Below are 17,877 nucleotides of genomic sequence, written 5' to 3'. Positions count from 1 at the left end.
ATCGGAGGGGCGCATGTCCTTTAAGGTGATCGACGGCGACAGACCGGGAAGCGGCCAGTGGCAGCGGGAGGTTGCTGAGAACCAGTTCTCGTGGGCCCTCAGGGAGGCTGCGGCCAACCTCATGCAGATAGCAGGGGGCCGGCAGTCCAACACATCTATGCTTCAGTTCGATAAGGTGATGAGTACGGCGCTGGCGCTCTATCAACTCTCAGGTAGCTGGCCGATCGACATCATAGGGAAAGTCCTCCCTCTGGAAACAGTTGATCAGCGCTATCAAGATCGTCTCCGAGAAGGTCGATACAATAGAGCCGACCTTGAGAGGTGGTTGAAGGATGGGAGCACTGATCGTTTAAGAGCTGAGCATATGATCGTCCGCGGAGCACTTCAGTTGGCAGCCTCAGAGCTCGTTCAACAGGCCACGCAGCCGCGCGGCGGACATCGGGAGTTATACGACGGTGTCGAGTGGCTCGAACGGCTCCAGACCGAGCCGCGTCGGAAAGGGAGCAACTCCAGCCGGAAAAGGAGCGCGCGGCGTCGGTCCGACGCGGCCGACGATCTGTAGAATGGGTGGTTGTGCATCAACATACCTGAAGGAGGAATCTCTTTTAGAAGCAAGCTTCTAGTGATTTCCTAAGTTCGAGAGGGGTATGTGATTGGGGTCCGTTCCTCGTTACGGATCGTGATAAACCCGAGATGTCACGCAGCGGCTCTCACGAGATGCTACGATCACATTGTAGCACGGATCCGAATCCATCTCTATGTTGGTTCCTGCTCAGAGGAGGGGCATGTCACTTCGCTGCTTCGCTAAAGGAAGCGACCGTGAAGGTCGGGAAGCGACTAAGTTTTTGCGATCCCGATGTCGGTGGCTTCAAGCGGATAAGGTCTCGTTCGTTTGCATGAAACGAGGTTTGACCGGTCCCAACTGTCCAACTCCTCAACTGGATACAAGATCGCCTTGCCAATCTTGATGAATGATGGGCCAATTCTATAAGACCGGCAGTTGCGCAGCGTACCCTCGCTGAGGCGGCCGGAGGACATTCCGCATCTGCTGTCCCTGTTCGGTGCGAGCCAAAGCAGTCGGTTTGTTTTCGATCGTGGCGCGTCCTCGGACGCAGACGCAGCGGAACGAAAGTGAGGCGGTTAGGATCACTTGCGACAAATTCGGTATGACATCGGGTTTTTCTGGCTTCGAAAAATGTTCTGCAACACATTGAGATATAAAATGTTTTTTGCGTCGCACGGGAAGCTCGAAAAAGTCGGCCGCAGTATAGAGAAGCTGTTATAAATAGAGCAGTGTGACATACTGGGGGTATGCCCAGTATCGAAGACATCCTCCGGCGGATTGGCCCCGCCCTCACGACCGAGCTTATCGCCGAACTGGTGAAGGATGGCGTTTCGGCTGACGCCGCGCGCCAGCGCATCGCGCGTGCGGACGACTTCACCATCAAGCGGCTTGCCGGGCTTCGCTTCCCCTACAACGCGCGCTTCCTCTATCTCGACGACCAGTTCGGCGACAAGACGTATTGGCAGGCGATGGAGCGTGTCTTCCGCGATCACGGCAAATCGTATTGGGGTGCGGTCGCCGGACTAAAAGCACGCGGCGGCATCGTTCCGCGCCAATTTTTTGACGGCGTATGCGGCAGCCCCGCAGCACGGTCGCGCCAGCTCTCGCCACAGCGCATATTCGACCGCCTATCGGTAATTCATCTGCTTGAAGAATTTCACGACGACGCCACCAACGAAACTTACGTGAAGTTTCGTCCGCATGAGTACCGCACCGACCCGATTGCCGAGATCAGAGCACGCATGGTCGCCGAGAATGTCGTGCTGCACGGCATGAAGGAATGGTTCCGGCGCACCGGTTTCGGTAGCTTCGATAAAGTCAGGGTGAGAGGCGGCGGCGATGCGCCGGTTGTTTCGAGCGTCACTTGGGATTTGAGCGCACCGTCTTACGCAAGGCCGCTTGTCACGCCGTCCAGCAACGGGCTGAAGCCCGGCTTTATCGTGTGCGACGTCAATTTGCGCGATGTATTGAGCGAAGATGCCGTCGCAGCCTTCGTCCGCAAACACGATCTCGCGTCTGCGCCAGCCAATGTTGCGCCGATTATGCCGTTCTTGGTGGCGGACGGGTTCTCAAGCAAGGCATGGGGGCTCGCGCGGTCGCGAGGGATTCTTGCGACAACGACATCTCACCTGTTTGGAGAGGACGTCGCTAAGGCTTTGCGCGATTTGCTTTCGCTCTTGACCGATACCGGCGCGACCGCCTCGGTCAATCCGGATCATGTCGAGCGGGTGCTGAATAGCCTAACGCGCATTGAAGGTGCAGCGAACAATCTGCGCGGTGCGCTGTTCGAGATTATCGTCGGATCGCTCGCCAAGGATGTCTAGGGCGGGTACATGCGGGCGGGTGAAAGATGGAAGGATTATGAGACCGGCCGGTCAGCTGAGACCGATGTGCTGCTCGACAAACCCGACGACAAGGGCGTGCTCGTGATCGAGTGCAAGGCAAAGATTCCGGGAGCCCGCGTAACCCTGGAGGAAGCGTCGAAATGGCGGGACGACCGTGTGCCGCTGCTGCATAAAATTCTCAGGCATGAGTCGCGGCTCGCGGGGAAGCCGTTTACTTTCGAGCTGTGGACGAACGGGCCGATCGATCCCGATGCCGTGAAATATCTGAAAGCGTATCCGCCATCGCAGGATTATGCTGTCGCATGGAAGGACGGGGCCGCCATAAAGCCCTACGTCGATAAAGCATCGTCGCCGGCTATCCGCCGCGCGATGGGCGAGCATTATTTCCATCATCCGCTTGCGAAGATCGCTGCGCAAGCCGAGCGCGAGGCGCAGCCTGCGGCAGCGGTTTGAGGCGCTAAGACCGGACCGCGCGAATAAACGCGGCCCTATCCGTCAATGCGATCTCACGGCCTCATCGCACGCGCAACGCGCGGCAGATCTTCTGCATGGACTGCAGGTCCACGAGGAGCGGGCCGCGTGAGCGGCCCGTTTCTATTTGTGCGCCAGGCATGGCGCGGAGCGCCGTGACTGGCGCGATTTGACCGGAGTGGTGTCCGGTCGATGACTTGGAGGTGAAAGTCCTCTACGGACCCTGGTGATGGGAACCGTTAGCCGAACAGCAAGGGCGTCGTCGCGAGGCGAGGTCTGAAGGAAGCTGTAAGCAAAGTGCCGGCCTGACGAACAGGAAGCGCATATGAGGCGTCCGCATCCGGGCGAGGGAGCAAAGATTCCCGAAGCCCGATATCACCCGGAGGATGCGGCCGTAGATGCGACAGGTACATGGCACGAAGGTCACGCGACTGACCCTGGGAGATCTGTCGACCTGCCCCCGGCAACGGGTGTGCTACCGGCGTCGCAAGGCGCCGGGATGGGGCGGCAGAAGTCAGCAGAGGCCGTAGTGTGCGCTGGGCAGCGCATGAGTCAGGAGGGTTCAAGTCCCTCCGGCGCTCGAATGAGGAGCGCCGTATCCAAAGGTGGGGGTAATGCCTCGCCGGCCAGCGGTGGAAGCCGGTGGAGGACAGGGTGTCCGGAGCGATCCGGAATCCGAAGGGTTTGAGGAGAAGTATCGGGCTGCAATCAATGGGGGCTACCCCGACGATGAACAGGTCGGCCAAAGATGGGGCAAGGTCGAGCCCGCACTATGGGGGCGAAGGCGTTACTCATTCACCCATCGAACCAAGGTGTTTGCTGACGGCACGATACGGAAGATTCATGCGTGACCCCAGGAGACCTGCATAGGTCCCGGCCCATCAAGCCGGGTAAGCAACCCTATAAGCGCAAGCGAAGTGGGAAAGCGAGGCTCATGCAGGAGTCGGAGAACGGAGTAGTACCTGAAGCGCGAGACGAACAACTCGCGTGACCGGAAACGGCGAACCGAGAGTGGTTCGGGGAAGGACGTTCGTGAACGGATCGAGCGAGGATGCATCGAGATGGATGAGAAAGGAGCGTGAAGATGGAAAGTTCCCTTTGTGAAAAACCCGAACGTCACGCTTCCAGGAGACTGTCCGATCATCTGGTGCTCGAAGGTCAGAAGCAGAAGGTCCACTCTCTGGTGGACAAAGTCTACTCACGCAAGAACTTGAAGCTTGCGTGGGAGCGCGTTCGCGCCAATCAGGGTGCAGGCGGCACAGATGGGGTGACGATCGGAGAATTTGAGGCCGAGCTGGATGCGAATCTGGAGCGGCTCCATCGCGAGCTCCGAGAGAGGACCTATCGGCCGCAAGCCGTGCGACGACTGGAGATCCCGAAAAGAGGGGCTCCCGGCAAGACAAGACCTCTCGGCATACCTTCGGTCTACGACCGGGTCTGCCAGCAGGCGCTGGTCAATCGCCTGGAGCCGATCTTTGAGAAGGTCTTTGATCCGAGCAGCTTTGGGTATCGCAAGGGTCGCAAGACCGCCGATGCCCTGGCCAAGATCTGGCGCGAAGTGGAGGCTGGAAACGAGTGGATCGTGGATGCGGACCTGAAAGACTACTTCGGGTCCGTGGATCACGAGAAACTCATGGCTCTCCTCGGAAAGCAAATCGCCGACAGCGGCGTGTTGAAGCTCATTCAACAGATGCTGAAGGCGGGCTACGAGGCAAAGGGTCAGCGGTTCGAGACTCCACGGGGGACCCCGCAAGGGGGCGTCATCTCGCCTTTGTTGAGCAATATCCTGCTGACTCCCTTTGACAAGGAGATGAGGCAAAAAGGGTACCGGCTCACACGCTGGGCGGATGACTGGGTTGTGACCTGTCGGACTCGAGCGGAGGCGGAACACGCCTTGGCGCGAGCACGAAGGATTCTCGAAGCGCTTGGTGTGACGCTCAACCGGGAGAAAACCCGGATCGTTCACATCGCACATGGCTTCGAGTTCCTGGGATTTAAAATCCAGCGTGGGAAAGCTCGATACAAGCTGACCCGCGACCGGATCAAATCCAAACTGAACCGGCAGAATCTCTATGCCATTCCCACACAGAAGTCGGTGGACCGATTCAAGGATCAGATCAGGGCCTTGACCATGAGGCGGATGCCTCTGCGTCTGGGCGAATTGATCGAGACGATCAACCCGATCATCCGAGGATGGGGAAACTACTACTGTCGCTCCCATGTCAGAAAGCGCTTCCATCAACTGGATGGTTGGATCGTCCGAAGGCTCTGGTCGCACCGCACCAAGCGGTGGCGGAACGCAGCCTGGAAGGAATATCCGACGAGACGGCTGCGCACAGAGTTCAAGCTGGTAGGGCTGGTCTCACTGATCCCTTCGCTTCAGGCCGCGAGAGCCCGTTCATGAAAGCTGGATGCGGGAAAACTGCACGTCCAGTTTGTGCGGCGGACGGAGGCCAGCGCAAGAGCAATCGAGCGCGCCTCCTCCGACCCGACAGCCGGCAGCACCAAGCCGACGAAGAGCCGAACGTCGAGTACCGGAGGAGGCCGGTCTATCGATGGTGGAAGCAGATGCAGACGATGGCGCTGAGACGCGTCATACCCGCCCCGAGGGCAGCGGCCGGAAGCCGCCAGAGCAGGGGTCGGGTGCATCAAACACCACGGCAAAATTGCCTTGCCCTCCGGAAGTGGAAGTGCGGCTGATAGAGAAGATCGTCAGCCGAGCGAACATGATGGCGGCCTACCAACGGGTGATGGCGAACAAGGGCGCTGCGGGCATCGATCGGATGACCGTGGAGCAGTTGCAGCCGTACCTGAAGGAGCATTGGCCGCGCATCAGAGAAGAACTGCTGGAAGGCCGCTACCGGCCGCAGCCGGTGCGCGGGGTGGAGATCCCCAAGCCCGGCGGAGGGATGCGCCAATTGGGCATCCCGACGGTGGTGGATCGGTTGATCCAGCAGGCGATGCATCAGGTGCTGATGCCGCTGTTCGATCCAGGCTTCTCCAAAGCCTCGTACGGCTTCCGTCCGGGGCGCAGCGCGCACGATGCGGTGCTTGCCGCGCGAGCGCATGTAGCTGAGGGCCGACGCTTCGTCGTCGATCTCGATCTGGAGAAGTTCTTCGACCGGGTGAACCATGACGTGCTGATGGCACGGGTGGCGCGCCGGGTTGCGGACAGACGGGTGCTGCGGCTGCTCCGCCGCTACCTGCAAGCTGGATTGATGACGGGTGGGATCACGACGGCACGGAGCGAAGGCACACCGCAAGGCGGCCCTCTGTCACCGCTGCTGTCGAACATCCTGCTCGACGATCTGGACAAGGAACTCGAGCGACGAGGCCACGCCTTCTGCCGCTACGCCGACGACTGCAACGTCTACGTTCGGACGCGGCGGGCCGGCGAGCGCGTGATGGCGTCGATCACGCGATTCCTGACCGAGCGGCTGCAGCTCAAGGTCAACGCAGAAAAGAGTGCAGTTGACCGTCCCTGGGTGCGGACCTTCCTCGGTTACACCATGACCGCCCACAAACAACCGCGCCTGCGGGTCGCGGCCAAGAGTGTGAAGCGGTTGCGGAGCAAGCTGAGGACGACGTTGCGCCAAGGGCGCGGACGATCCCTGGCATCGACCGTCAAAACCTTAACCCCTATCCTGCGCGGCTGGCTGCAATACTTCCGGCTGGCGGAGGCCAAAGGAGTGTTCGAGGAGCTTGACGGTTGGATGCGGCGCAAATTGCGCTGTGTCCTCTGGCGTCAGTGGAAGCGACCGCGGACGCGCGCCAAGCGCTTGATGCAACGCGGGCTCGATCCTGAGCGGGCATGGCGGTCGGCCTCCAACGGCCGGGGTCCTTGGTGGAATGCCGGGGCCAACCACATGAACGATGCCTATCGCGCCACCTTCTTCGCGCAGCTCGGCCTGCCGTCCCTCATCGGATTGCACCGACACCTCACTCGTGCTTGACGAACCGCCGTATACGGAACCGTATGTACGGTGGTGTGGGAGGGGGAAGCCGCGAGGCTTCCTCCTACCCGATCGCGACGGCCTCGAAAGCGCAATTATATTGATAGATCGCGTGGCCCCGTCCGACCTTGTCGCGGCCCTCGCCAAGGGGGCGCCACGTGATGCTGAATTGCGGGTAGAGCTTGCGGTAGTGCTCCGCCTGAGGCTCGCAGTATTCGATCGCGTTATGGCCGCCATCCACCCACGCCGACGTGAAGTTCGGAATCGTCGGAGGTGTGGGCTTCGCGACCGCACATGCGCCGACCGCTTCGCAGCCGCCGCGCACATAGCCGCCGAAATCCTTAGCCGCGCCGAACAAGGCCACCAGCGCGAGCAGAATGCCGGTCGGGATACCGATCCAGAGCACGACTCGGTTGGCCTAGCGCGGCCAGCCTTTTTGAGGTCCGATCAGAGCTTGCCTCATGTCCGCATCTCCTCCAGCCAAGAAAACGCAACCGCGCGACGCGCGGTTCCGGATCTACAGACAGAGTCAGTTCGCGACTTCTGCGAGGTCTGGCCAATCTTCCGGTACTAGTGCGGGCGGTTTCGTCCAAGGTCGCTCAACTAAAGCCTCCTGAAACCAAGGATTGCGCAGATTGGCATGCTCGGTGACGATGATCTGAAAACCAGGAGCGTCCTCACGCGCGAATTTATCCAGCAGTTCGAATAGTCGTCTCACCGCTTCGAGATCGGCGTCCTGTTCGGTCTTTTCGATCGAGCCACCGGCTGCTTCATAGGAAGCTTCTGACGGGAAATAGACCTGGGTGGGTTGATCGATCAGCAGGAAGCGCGGTAGAGGCTGGTTCTGGTTCGCAGCGAAGCGATGGAGCGCCAGCAGAGCTGCGAGATGGTAGGCGAGATGGTTCTCGCCGCCTCCGGTTCGCTGCATTATGATCGGGCGACCGGGGCGGTCGAGCGCGACCGTCAAATTGTGCAGGTCAAGCCGTGCCGGATATTGGCTGAACTCGCCACCAAGTGCCGCGATATAGCCCGACATATGCATCGAGATATTGTTCAACGTCGAGGCAAGCCGGGCGCCTGAATCGTCCGCGCCGATGCGTTGTTCGAGATCAGCCACCCGCGCTCTCAAGCGGCGCTGCTCCTTCTCGAGCCGCGCAAGCTCGGTGTCAGGCAGTAGGCCTTCTAAGAACAGGCTGATTCGGCCGACGACGCGCGAAGCAGCATTGTTACGATTGCCCAATTGTACGATTATTTCGCTCGCCGCGATCGCGCTCGACAGTTCTACCTCTTTGGCCCGGATTTGGTCTCCGATCGTCTGAAGTTCACGCCGCTGCTCGTCCAGATAAGCATCGAGCTGCGGGCGCTCGCCGAGGACGGCGTTCATCTCGCGATCGAGCGCCTCCAGATCGGCAAGCAGCAACTTTGCGATCGGGCTTTCCAACGCCAGATTCGCCTCCGCGAACGGCCATTGCCATTCGCCGGTCGCCTTGTTGACCGGTAGGGCCTTGATCGAGGTCAGTCGATCATGCTGCTCGACCGCCTCAGTCTGGAATCCATCGGCACGCCTCGCATATTGCTCAGCCGCATCGAGACGGCGCTGAATTTCGCGACGTTGCTCGCGCAGCGTCACCAGTTCATTTTCGATTTCGGTCAAACGCCTACCATCGTCCTCGGGGACCGGCGTTGGTTTCCAAGTTAGAGCTTCCCGCAACTGGTCGACGATCTTTAGGTCCGCCGCAGGGCCGGCTTGGAGGATGCCGACCGCCCGCGCTTCGGACTGCAATCCGATCGCACGCTCCTCCGAGGTGTCGATGGCGGATCTAGCCTCGTCTATCAATTTGGTGTTCAGGCGCAGTTCGCGTTGGGCGGCGCGCAATCGAGACTCCAGATTGAATCGATCTCGCGACGACACACCCAGCAAGATTGGCAACGTGTCCTTGATCGTCTGCGGCTGAAACTGCTCGTTCTGGCGGTAAAAGAGTTGGTCCTTGTTTGCGACGATGGTTTGCTTCTGGAATAGATAGAAATAGGTGTGCTTGATATTGGCGTCATAGCTTTCCCGGCTATTATCCACGGGCACATCGGTAGTGTTTTCCGGAATGCCAAGCCGCCGTGACAGAAGGTTCACCACGCCATCATCATCGTCATTGACCGTGAGATCTTCAAATTCTGGAATGGCGACCTTAGCCCCACGGCGCACCATGGCGAGGCTACAGCTGCCGCGTCCTGGTTCCGGTGCTGGCTTGGCCACAAGCACTTCCTCGCCTTCAAAAGCATAGAGGACCGCGTACCAGGAGACGCGCTCTTGGATGATGCCTTCGGGAATATTGAAGGTTGACCGCCCCATGCAATATTCGATGATGTCTGATAGCGCTGACTTGCCGGTCGACGAGCGCCCGGTGATAACGTTGAGGCCGTCATGAAAGGACAGGTCGCGCCGACGGCGGTCATGACTGTAGATGTGGATCGATTTGATCTTCATGGCCGAACGCCCATCGTCATGTAGAGGGTGCTCCGATCGCCGACGCGGGCGAATTCCTTTCCGACAAAACGCGCGACGCGCTGGCAAGATACTGTCTCGGTAGTGCCGGTGACCGACTTGCGGATGCCAGCCGGCATCGCTTTCAGCCGCCCTTGCGCATCGACAGTGAACAGGCCCATCTGCATCAAGAAGCCCAGAGCCTCAAAGGTGTAGGGTAATAGATTGGTGGCGCGATGTGCGAAGCCAACGAGCAATTCGGGGTGCGTCGCGACAAGCTTCAGCAGATAGCTGCGATTGCCCGCATGCAGGATCTCACGCGAGTGCTTGTGGAGACAGAGTGGCAGCACCAGGAGTACGAGGGAGAAAGGCATGCCGCGTTCGTCCTCTTCTTCATAGCCGCACAACGCGCGCATCAGGACAAGGCCGCAAAAGGCAGGGTTGAAGAGATTGCGAATCTCGACCGGTCGTTCGTCCCACCGCTTCATGCAGCGATCCCAAGCAATTGTCGAAGGCGCTCGAAGAAGCGGGGATGCCAATAGACTCTTGGCCGCGGGCTCGCGTTGGCGAGTATGTGGAAGGCCCCCCGAACCACATAGGGCTCGGTGACCCGCTCACGGATGCGTAGTGTCATCGTCTCCATTTCTGCCCAGCGGTAGAGTTCCTTTCCCGCTATAAGGCAGGCCTCTTCATCGCTGGTGTCGCTCAACCGTTCGAAGACGATCTCGCGATAGCGCGTCCACTCGTCGACCAACCGGTCCTCGTATTCCTCGATTTCATCGGAAATCAGCAGACTCTCGCGCGCCCAGCTCGAGCGCTGTTCGAAGGCGCGATAATAGTCGACAATAGCATTGCGGATGCGGATCGCCGATAGGTCGAGGAGGCGCAATTGCTCGACGAATAGCCGTGGATCATTGGCGACGTCGATCTGGCCGTCGGGTAGGCGTCCCCGGAAAGTGATAGGCAGATTGTCGGTGCGATATTCCTCGGCGATCGCGGACAATTTGTCTGAGACCTCGTACCCATGGACGGGTTCTCTGCGCTCGCCGGTTAGCATCTTGATGGCGAGATCCATCCACCAGCCTTCTAAGCGCTCGAACACGGCCATGCGGGACTCCCGCCGGATGGTGCGCAGGTGGACGTTGATCAACGTTGGCAGATCGTTGATTCGGGGCGTCGCGTCGATGATGGTGATCCGGTTATAGAAATCTGTGAGCTCGTCTTCACTCAACTGTTCGAGTTCTTCGCGTATCTTGCCGATCAACGCCGATGTACTGGTGGCGAGTATCGCCTGCGCTTGCTCGACCCGATCATTGCCGCCGACCGCGCTTTCGGTGAACAGGGAGAGGAATGTGTCCTCACCGAGTTCGGCCGTCGTAAAGAGCAGGAACTGACCATCGGACGCGATGCGTCCGGTCTTGCGATAATATGACAACCATATCCGGACCGATTTCCAGAAATCGGTCGACAGATTGGTCAGCTTGTCGCCTCCCGCCTTATGCTTGAGTGAGGCGAGTGATCTGATGCCATTTTCGGTAACGAACTCGACATCGTCTTCCTTCTCGAGGAAGACTGCACTGCTCTCGGGAAGCTCCAAAATCTTAAGCAGCGCAAATCGTGGCTGGAATATATAGCCTAAGCCTTGCTCGGCTGCAGAAAAGGGCGAGCCGGATTCCCCCATTATGGACGAATTCCGTTCGATTTCCTTCCATATCGTCGCTGCATCTGCCCCCGCACAACGCATATTGCTGTTATTTGGGCATAATAATTAATCCAAGCTGCGACCAAAGCAACCGACGATTTCGTACTGGGCGCGGGGCCATACTATAGCGAGGAGCACGTCGGGAGCAGGACTACCGCGAGATTGTCGGCAACCAGGGTCACTGTGGAGATGGTGCTGGACGCTCCATCGTTTCACTCGCGGCGCCAAAAGCTGGCATCCAACCAGGCAATTCCTGAAGGGACCATAGGTTTGTTCTGCAGCGCGGACATCCTTGAGTGTGCCCTCAGAAAAGCACATTGGACACGCGAATGTTTTACCGGCTCGCAAGGTCTGAATAAGGTGTTGTTTTAAATAAACAAAATCGCAAAATCAGCGTAGAGAGCAGTTTGGAAGAGATCTCGTAATTTATCATCCCACCGCGGTCATTCGGGATTCCTCTAAGTCACTGGAAATTCTCTGCATCTTGATCATCCGGGATCACGCGCGACCAGCAATGCCCGTCGGGTATTGAGCGGGATACTTGTGCATGATGTCATCACTTTATCCATCATGTTGAATGCACGATGCTTTGTACATCCGCTTTAGCGGCAGGGGTCGTGGATAGGGGGATGTAAGCTGTGAAGATCTGCGATCATCACGTTGCTTCACGGACGCTCGCCGACGGTTATTTGATCACCCACGGTCACGAGCGCAAGTCAGTCTAGGGCCAACAGCAGACACCTTGATCTCGTCGAGCGAGGTCCGAGATTCCACGAGTGCGCCAGTGCACCATGCTTGTACCACAGCCAACTGCGCGCTAAAGTCGAACACGCAAAGCCGAAGATCAGATGCGATGTTGGCCAGGTTAAATGGCGCAATGATCAGCATCACATCTCTGCTATCGGGGCTAGCGCACACATGAAAGAAACGGCGGTTTCAACCGATCCGGGTCAGATTCATGTCGAGGGCAGCGCTGTCGGCTCAGCGCTTATCACCGGCAACGGAAATGTTGTCACGATTGTGTATGCTGCGGACGTATTGCGCAGCACCCAGTCCGTGGGGATCAATCCATATCGCGGGCTTGATGCGTTCGATGAGGCTTCGGCTCGACTTTTCTTTGGTCGAGAACGTCTTGTCGCGTCGCTTCTCGAGCGTCTTGAGAGGCTGACTAACCCGTCCGCGGCGCCCGTTCGACTTCTCGCGATCATGGGCCCTTCCGGCTGTGGGAAAAGTTCAGTCGCCCGGGCCGGGCTGATGGCCGCACTAGCAAAAGCCGAAACGCCGTCGCTCAGAGGGACGCAGGTTGTCGTATTACGGCCAGGTTACGATCCTTTCGAGGGACTCTCCGATGCACTAGCGCGGCTGGCGACGGGGAATCCAAACCCAACTGAAATGCGCCGGACGTTTTTTTCTCTGATTCGCCAGGGCATCACCGAAGGATCGCATGATGGTTTATCAAAGATCGCTCGCACTCAACTTAGCAATGATGCTCCGTTGCTCTTGCTTGTCGATCAGTTCGAGGAAATTTACGGTCGCTCCGAGGCGCTCAGCTCAAATCCCGAAGCGCGTGTGCGCTCCAAGGCGAACCGTGACGCGTTTGTGGCTACGTTGTTGCGTGCCGCCACTGAGGAAGGACTTGCTGTATACATCGTAATTACGCTCCGGAGTGATTTCTACGGTGCCCTGGCGGAACATCCAGAACTGAGCGCGGTGGTGGCGGCAAGTCACGAAATAGTGCCAGCCATGAATCGAGATGATCTCCGGCGCGCTGTCGCTGAGCCGGCACGGGTGGCTGGCCATCCTATTGACCCAGGAACTGTGGAGCGAATACTTGACCAAGCGGCGGGGGAGGCAAGCACGCTGCCATTAGTTGAATTCGCGCTGGAGCGCATTTGGGAGCGATTGCGCGACGGCATCTCTCCTGCTGACACTTTAACCGCGCTTAATGGTGTTGGTGGCGCACTGGCAACGCATGCCGACGAGATCTTAGATCAGCAGCCCGATCTCGCAAAGAAGGTTGCTGAGCAGGCCTTTCTCGCCTGCGTCCAACTCAGTGATGCAGTTGCGCGGGATACGCGACGCCGAGCGTGGTTAGATGAAATCACTCCCGAGAATGTGTCTATAGAAGAAAGCAAGAAGGCTCTTGAGCCATTCATCAATGGGAGATTGCTCGCAATAGGACTGAGCGACGATAAACGGGTGTGGCTGGAACTGCCGCACGAAGCGCTCATCAAATCCTGGCATACGCTGCGCATATGGATCGAACATCAACGCGATGATATGCGGTTTAGAGCGCGGCTGCAGCCGACAATTGACGCGTGGAATCTAGCTGGGCGCCCGATAGGGAGCCTCTGGCGGACTCCGGATCTGGAACTTCTTCAGCGATATGCGTCGCGAGCTGGTAATAGGCTGACTGCGTTGCAACGCGAGTTTCTTTCCAAATCTGAGCGTCAGCGGACCTACCAAAAGAGAATAAGGTTCTCTGCAATCGCAGCTATCGTTTTGCTTGCGTGCGTTTCCACCGGAATGTGGTTTTGGGCGAGTAGTGAGCGGCAGGTTGCCGAACAGCAGCGCAAAACTGCCGAAGCTGAGCGCAACAAGGCTCAGGAAGAAGCCAAACGCGCTGACCAAAACTTGGCCGCCGCCAACAGGGCCATAGAAGGTGTCATTATCGATCTGGCGTGGAGCCTTCAAAAAATGGAGGGGGTTCCGCCGGACACGGTGCGCGCGATACTTGATCAGGCCGAAATTGCAATTGGCCGTGTTGTGTCTCGAAGCGGCAGCAATCGAGAAATTCGTTCAGCGCAAGCATACATGTTTTGGATGTTCTCCAATACCTACAAAAAGCTAGGCGATAAACAGCGCCAAATTGCTTACCTGCGAAAAACGACAGATATTCTTCGCGATCCATTTGCAGACCTCAACAGGTTAGACAGACTTCTTGCTCCGCTCATGACGCTTAGTTATTCATCGGAGCTGAAGACGCGAGAACGTCTTTTTTTGACTTGTCTTGAGCTCCTTGCGGATCTCCTGGCGCGGGAGGGAGACTATATCGGTGCACTTGCCGCATATAGTGAAGCGGCAGAGGTGGCACGCAATTACACAATTCTCGTGCCCCGCGACTTTTCTGACATACTGCCAGGAGAAATCCGCTCGCTTATTCCGCGAGACAGGGAAATCCTGCGTGCTCAAATGTCAAGCTTGAGTGGCATGGGCCTCATGTACGCGAAACTAGGTAACCAGGCTGGTGCACTCAAGGCGTATCAGGAAGCGGTTGTAGTGGCTCGCCAACTGTCGAGGAGGCCTGGAAAGGAGGTCGCGAAGTCCAAACACGAATTGGCGAAACTCTTGCTAAGCCTAGGCGACGTGGAAGATGTCATTGGCGATACGGCGGCCGCCGTGGCAGCCTACCAAGAGAGTCTCGACAACCTTCGTGCAATTTCCTCTCAGGCTGGAGATCGGACAGCGCGTCAAATAGAGATCGCTTTAGCGCTTAGGCGGTTAGCTAAAGTCGGCAACGACTCGCATGCACGATGGACAGAGTCGCTAGCAATACTAAATGACTTGAATGCACGAGGGCTTCTTCCAATAGCAGAACAGAATTGGCTGAGAGCACTTTCACAATTGTAGTCGTGCTCCGAAGGGTGGTGGGTGTCATTTGGAGCCGGGCCGTGTTTGCTGCCACTTTTGATGATCCTTATCATCCAATGGCCTCGCCGATACTTTATCTCCTGCGTTGCCCAGCCGTTGGTATCGGCTCCAAATCGTCAATAGGAGACTCGTGAGTTAGCTCATAGGTCGACTTCATCATTTTGAAAAAAACCGATCAATCGCTTCGGGGAAGCGAACGGTTCGAGCGCGGCACGCAACTCATCTGGCGGCAGCGCGTGAGAATCTCCTCAGAGACGTGCGTCGATTTCCACGGTCGCCAGTGATGCGTGTATTCGACCGATCACGTTCGCCAAGACGCGCAATGGAGTCGACTATCGGCCGCATTGTCAGAATGTCGGACCGGTTCAGAAAGCGATGAGCAGTCCGGCTAGATGGCAAGCCCTACAATAGGAAGCAACTTATACCAATTAGCTCCTAACCACGCGACTGCATTCTTGATGTGGGGGGCTATCTTGGTGACGAGGCTAACGAACTTCTCGCCCTTTTCTGCGTATTCCAACGCCCGACCAACGGCTCTTCCCACCTCGTCCTTGTTGGGGGTCGGTTTCTTGCTCTCCTCCGCCGCGTCGTCCAACGCACGCGCTATTTTGTTGGCCTGTTCAGAGTTGGCCTCAGCCAACAGCACACGAAGCTGTTCAAGTTCGTATGCCAGATCGACATTATCTGCCGGCGGCAGAGTTGTTTTCTGCAAGATGGCACTTACCCGGGCAGTCACACGGTTTTCGTCACCGGTCGTAATAACCGCGCCAACTGCGTCCCGTCCAATTCGTACAGATTTGTCTGAAGCCATTTCACCGCTCCCGCGAACGAAATCGACAATCCACGCAGCGACTATACTCATTAACCTCAATAAGTGATACAAAAGTTGGTACCGTGAGGGCTTCACCCTACGGACGCGCTTGTTGTGTTCAACTGCGATCTTCGGCACGGGTTTGCGCAAGTGACGCCAGATCGCATCGCCGAATACTTTGCTGAACCGCGCTCGGCGGCATCGCTGACCTCGTTCGCGGCCTACTGCGCCAAGGTCTCGGAAGCGAACATCTAGAACGGCCCCGCACCGAGGCTGGCCAGTTCCCCAACTTGGCACGCGTCCCCTGCGACTTCACAAATCCTCGCGATCCACAGGGAGATGTTCCGGCCTGGTATTGTGTGGAGGGCGCAAAGATCGGTGGCCGTTGACTCAGTCAAAGCCCTATACTCACTACCCGATTCGAATAAGGACCCGATATGGGCAAGTTTCTTCGAACGAGTTTGGTGTCCAGTGCTGAATTTTGGGCAGCATTCCACAAAGGTGGAGCGATTTATTTTATCCGGGACGCGCAAGCCGATGCGATAAAGGTTGGACACTCACTCGATCCCAATAAGCGACTTTCAGATCTTCAAGTCGGCTGTAGCGGAAAGCTCGAACTGATCGGAGTGATCGCTGCCGCTAAAGAGATTGAGCGAATTGTTCATGGCCAACTTCGCGAAGGACACATTCGGGGAGAGTGGTTCCACGACCGAGGGGTCACATCCCAGTGGCTTCACGACATGACGAAGGGAGAGCCAATGTACAGACACGTCTGGAAGCTTGTGCCGGGACGCGAGTTCATCATGACGTGGGACCCCGTATCCAAAACTCACACCAAGCACATTTGGGAGCCAGCTTTGGAAGAATGGGTCCCTCCGTTTCCAAAAACGTCGGATGACGCATCGTCGAGGCAAGCGGGAGAATTATTGTCATGATGATCTTTTTGGGTGAAGGATACGTCAACCTCGATCATGTAAGAAGCTGCAATTCTCCTCGGATGGGACAGCGGCGAACGTCCGTTTTGCGGACGGTTCTTCCGAAACGCTCTCGTGTCATTCCACCACGCGTTGGACCGTCGACGATTCTACCGTGATCCAGGCGAATCACGGCTTCTCACTTCTGTCGCTGCAGGACTTCGCAGGCAGAGGCCCCCTCGAATTGTCCGAGGAGGTGATAATCGCATTTCGAGTGCCTCGGTCAGGCTTCTATGCGGCCCCCATAACGATTCACGGCGAGGTCGAAAGAGATACGACTCCTTGGCACTGGGCCATTAGGCGTCCGAACGGGACCGTGAGCTCGCCCCAAGGAGAGGATTTCAGCGACCGCGAAAAATACTTCGCGGAAATGCAGAGAAGGTGGCGCGAAAACTCGCCAAAACCCAAAGTCGCGTAGCCTGACGAAACGTCGGGCACGTCATATGTACTGCATACACACAGAGAGAACAGTTGCACTATTGCTGATTGTAGACAGCAGATTCGAGCTTCCGAGCGCTTCAGCGCGAGCAGAGCGTTGTGGCCGCGGCTAGGCGCGGAGTGGAACATGAGCCTTCGCGGACCAAATGGGGTAGTTGTACATCAGACAATTATTTAGCATCCAGAATATCCACGCTAACTAGCTCGATCAAAAATCTGGAGGCGGTAGTAGATGCTTTTCCTGGTCGCAGTCGTCCCCAACGCTAGCTCATGTCCAGTCCTTTCGACGCGCGACAAACCACAAGATTCCTTCTATCCCATGACTCAAGTTCGTCCACCGGATATAAGACGGCTTTGCCGATCTTGACATATGCGGGTCCGATTCGCATCGCACGCCAGTCCGCAGCGTGCCCACGGTGACCTCGCCACGGTATCGTGCAGACACTTCCTCGGGAGTAAGGAATTTGGCGTCCGCCATTCGTCTTCTCCATCACTCTACCGCATGAGACGTCACGGTAGAGTTGGCTGCGATGTTGACATCCAGAATGAGGGAAGAAAACGATAATCTCGACGACCCCCGTGGCTCGCCTCAAACGCGGTCGGCTTGGAGCGTCGACAGTCGCGGGATGGCGTGACGGTGCGTAGTAAAAATACTTGCGCCTCGCGGTCGTAGGTACACGACGTTTCGATGGCTGCGGCCGCGTGCGCAAGGAAAACTATCAAGTGATACAAATGGCCGCGAGCCGGTCGCTCAAAGTTGGCTGGGTTTCAGGATCTTGCTCGGAGACAAACCACCACCGACCAGCATTTCCGTTGCAGAAGCGTCCTCGTGCTCGCGGATCAGGAACGAGTCGATTGCATTTGAGATCAGTTCCTCAAAAACAACATACCGGTTCGAGCTAATCTTCGTATTCTTGATGCTGCCGATATCGAGCGTCGTTTGGTTTCATCGCTTACGTGGTGATCTCTGAAAGGTAGTTCAGACGATG

13 protein-coding genes and 1 pseudogene are annotated in these 17,877 nt (G+C 57.5%); 7 read left to right on the top strand and 7 right to left on the bottom strand.

What is annotated here, in order from left to right; all coding sequences use genetic code 11:
* Positions 1-13: 13 nt before the first annotated feature.
* Positions 14-562, top strand: a complete 549-nt coding sequence (locus BLV07_RS01790) for a hypothetical protein (RefSeq protein WP_091878829.1) — start codon at positions 14-16, stop codon at positions 560-562.
* Positions 563-837: 275 nt separating this feature from the next.
* Here BLV07_RS01790 and BLV07_RS48555 read toward each other — a convergent pair whose 3' ends face one another.
* On the bottom strand, positions 838-1,038 hold the full coding sequence (locus BLV07_RS48555) for a hypothetical protein (RefSeq protein ID WP_091878826.1): 201 nt from the start codon (positions 1,036-1,038) through the stop codon (positions 838-840).
* A gap of 273 nt (positions 1,039-1,311) precedes the next feature.
* Here BLV07_RS48555 and BLV07_RS01780 point away from each other — a divergent pair, with 273 nt between their 5' ends.
* The 4 genes from BLV07_RS01780 (at position 1,312) to ltrA (BLV07_RS01765) (ending at position 6,833) form a co-directional block, all read left to right on the top strand.
* Positions 1,312-2,388, top strand: a complete 1,077-nt coding sequence (locus tag BLV07_RS01780) for a hypothetical protein (RefSeq protein ID WP_210187778.1) — start codon at positions 1,312-1,314, stop codon at positions 2,386-2,388.
* Between the two features lie 66 nt (positions 2,389-2,454).
* Positions 2,455-2,862: a hypothetical protein gene (locus tag BLV07_RS48290; RefSeq protein WP_210187777.1), complete on the top strand. Its 408-nt coding sequence runs from the start codon at positions 2,455-2,457 to the stop codon at positions 2,860-2,862.
* Positions 2,863-3,964: 1,102 nt separating this feature from the next.
* Positions 3,965-5,284 (top strand): group II intron reverse transcriptase/maturase, encoded by a 1,320-nt coding sequence (gene ltrA / locus BLV07_RS01770; RefSeq protein WP_210187776.1) that lies wholly within the window; start codon positions 3,965-3,967, stop codon positions 5,282-5,284.
* A 151-nt stretch (positions 5,285-5,435) separates the two neighbouring features.
* Entirely contained in the window at positions 5,436-6,833 is a 1,398-nt protein-coding gene (gene ltrA / locus BLV07_RS01765; protein WP_091878823.1) for a group II intron reverse transcriptase/maturase, read from the top strand.
* Between the two features lie 64 nt (positions 6,834-6,897).
* Here ltrA (BLV07_RS01765) and BLV07_RS01760 read toward each other — a convergent pair whose 3' ends face one another.
* From BLV07_RS01760 to BLV07_RS01745, 4 genes are all read right to left on the bottom strand, one after another.
* The gene (locus BLV07_RS01760; RefSeq protein WP_091878820.1) at positions 6,898-7,239 is read right to left on the bottom strand and encodes a calponin homology domain-containing protein; all 342 of its coding nucleotides are present in this window, start codon (positions 7,237-7,239) and stop codon (positions 6,898-6,900) included.
* Between the two features lie 123 nt (positions 7,240-7,362).
* Positions 7,363-9,315, bottom strand: coding sequence for a DUF3732 domain-containing protein (locus BLV07_RS01755; RefSeq protein WP_091878817.1), 1,953 nt, complete (start codon positions 9,313-9,315; stop codon positions 7,363-7,365).
* On the bottom strand, positions 9,312-9,800 hold the full coding sequence (locus BLV07_RS01750; protein WP_091878814.1) for a three component ABC system middle component: 489 nt from the start codon (positions 9,798-9,800) through the stop codon (positions 9,312-9,314). Before BLV07_RS01750 ends, BLV07_RS01755 begins: the two co-directional genes overlap by 4 nt.
* Positions 9,797-10,993 carry an ABC-three component system protein gene (locus BLV07_RS01745; protein ID WP_091878811.1) on the bottom strand — a complete coding sequence of 399 codons (1,197 nt, stop codon included), beginning with the start codon at positions 10,991-10,993 and terminating at the stop codon, positions 9,797-9,799. The genes BLV07_RS01750 and BLV07_RS01745 overlap by 4 nt, the downstream gene beginning before the upstream one ends.
* A 939-nt stretch (positions 10,994-11,932) precedes the next feature.
* On the opposite strand from BLV07_RS01745, the gene BLV07_RS01740 reads away from it, so the two are divergent.
* Positions 11,933-14,644, top strand: coding sequence for a tetratricopeptide repeat protein (locus BLV07_RS01740; protein ID WP_091878808.1), 2,712 nt, complete (start codon positions 11,933-11,935; stop codon positions 14,642-14,644).
* A gap of 409 nt (positions 14,645-15,053) precedes the next feature.
* Here BLV07_RS01740 and BLV07_RS01735 read toward each other — a convergent pair whose 3' ends face one another.
* Positions 15,054-15,476, bottom strand: coding sequence for a hypothetical protein (locus BLV07_RS01735; protein ID WP_143035334.1), 423 nt, complete (start codon positions 15,474-15,476; stop codon positions 15,054-15,056).
* A 437-nt stretch (positions 15,477-15,913) separates the two neighbouring features.
* On the opposite strand from BLV07_RS01735, the gene BLV07_RS01730 reads away from it, so the two are divergent.
* Positions 15,914-16,411 carry a GIY-YIG nuclease family protein gene (locus BLV07_RS01730; protein WP_091878802.1) on the top strand — a complete coding sequence of 166 codons (498 nt, stop codon included), beginning with the start codon at positions 15,914-15,916 and terminating at the stop codon, positions 16,409-16,411.
* A 740-nt stretch (positions 16,412-17,151) separates the two neighbouring features.
* On the opposite strand, the pseudogene BLV07_RS48550 reads toward BLV07_RS01730, so the two are convergent.
* Positions 17,152-17,366: pseudogene (locus BLV07_RS48550) on the bottom strand (helix-turn-helix domain-containing protein).
* Positions 17,367-17,877: the final 511 nt, after the last annotated feature.

The sequence above is a fragment of the Bradyrhizobium sp. Rc2d genome (genome assembly GCF_900099855.1).
GTDB lineage: Bacteria > Pseudomonadota > Alphaproteobacteria > Rhizobiales > Xanthobacteraceae > Bradyrhizobium.
The sequence above is the reverse complement of the archived record's forward strand: the minus strand, read 5'-3'. Positions and strand labels throughout refer to the sequence as shown.

Excerpts from the sequence above, each read along its gene's own strand:
- BLV07_RS01790 (WP_091878829.1), top strand. The coding sequence starts at position 14 with ATGTCCTTTAAGGTGATCGACGGCGACAGACCGGGAAGCGGCCAGTGG.
- BLV07_RS48555 (WP_091878826.1), bottom strand. The coding sequence starts at position 1,038 with ATGTCCTCCGGCCGCCTCAGCGAGGGTACGCTGCGCAACTGCCGGTCT.
- BLV07_RS01780 (WP_210187778.1), top strand. The coding sequence starts at position 1,312 with ATGCCCAGTATCGAAGACATCCTCCGGCGGATTGGCCCCGCCCTCACG.
- ltrA (WP_210187776.1), top strand. The coding sequence starts at position 3,965 with ATGGAAAGTTCCCTTTGTGAAAAACCCGAACGTCACGCTTCCAGGAGA.
- ltrA (WP_091878823.1), top strand. The coding sequence starts at position 5,436 with ATGGTGGAAGCAGATGCAGACGATGGCGCTGAGACGCGTCATACCCGC.
- BLV07_RS01755 (WP_091878817.1), bottom strand. The coding sequence starts at position 9,315 with ATGAAGATCAAATCGATCCACATCTACAGTCATGACCGCCGTCGGCGC.
- BLV07_RS01750 (WP_091878814.1), bottom strand. The coding sequence starts at position 9,800 with ATGAAGCGGTGGGACGAACGACCGGTCGAGATTCGCAATCTCTTCAAC.
- BLV07_RS01745 (WP_091878811.1), bottom strand. The coding sequence starts at position 10,993 with ATGGGGGAATCCGGCTCGCCCTTTTCTGCAGCCGAGCAAGGCTTAGGC.
- BLV07_RS01740 (WP_091878808.1), top strand. The coding sequence starts at position 11,933 with ATGAAAGAAACGGCGGTTTCAACCGATCCGGGTCAGATTCATGTCGAG.
- BLV07_RS01735 (WP_143035334.1), bottom strand. The coding sequence starts at position 15,476 with ATGGCTTCAGACAAATCTGTACGAATTGGACGGGACGCAGTTGGCGCG.
- BLV07_RS01730 (WP_091878802.1), top strand. The coding sequence starts at position 15,914 with ATGGGCAAGTTTCTTCGAACGAGTTTGGTGTCCAGTGCTGAATTTTGG.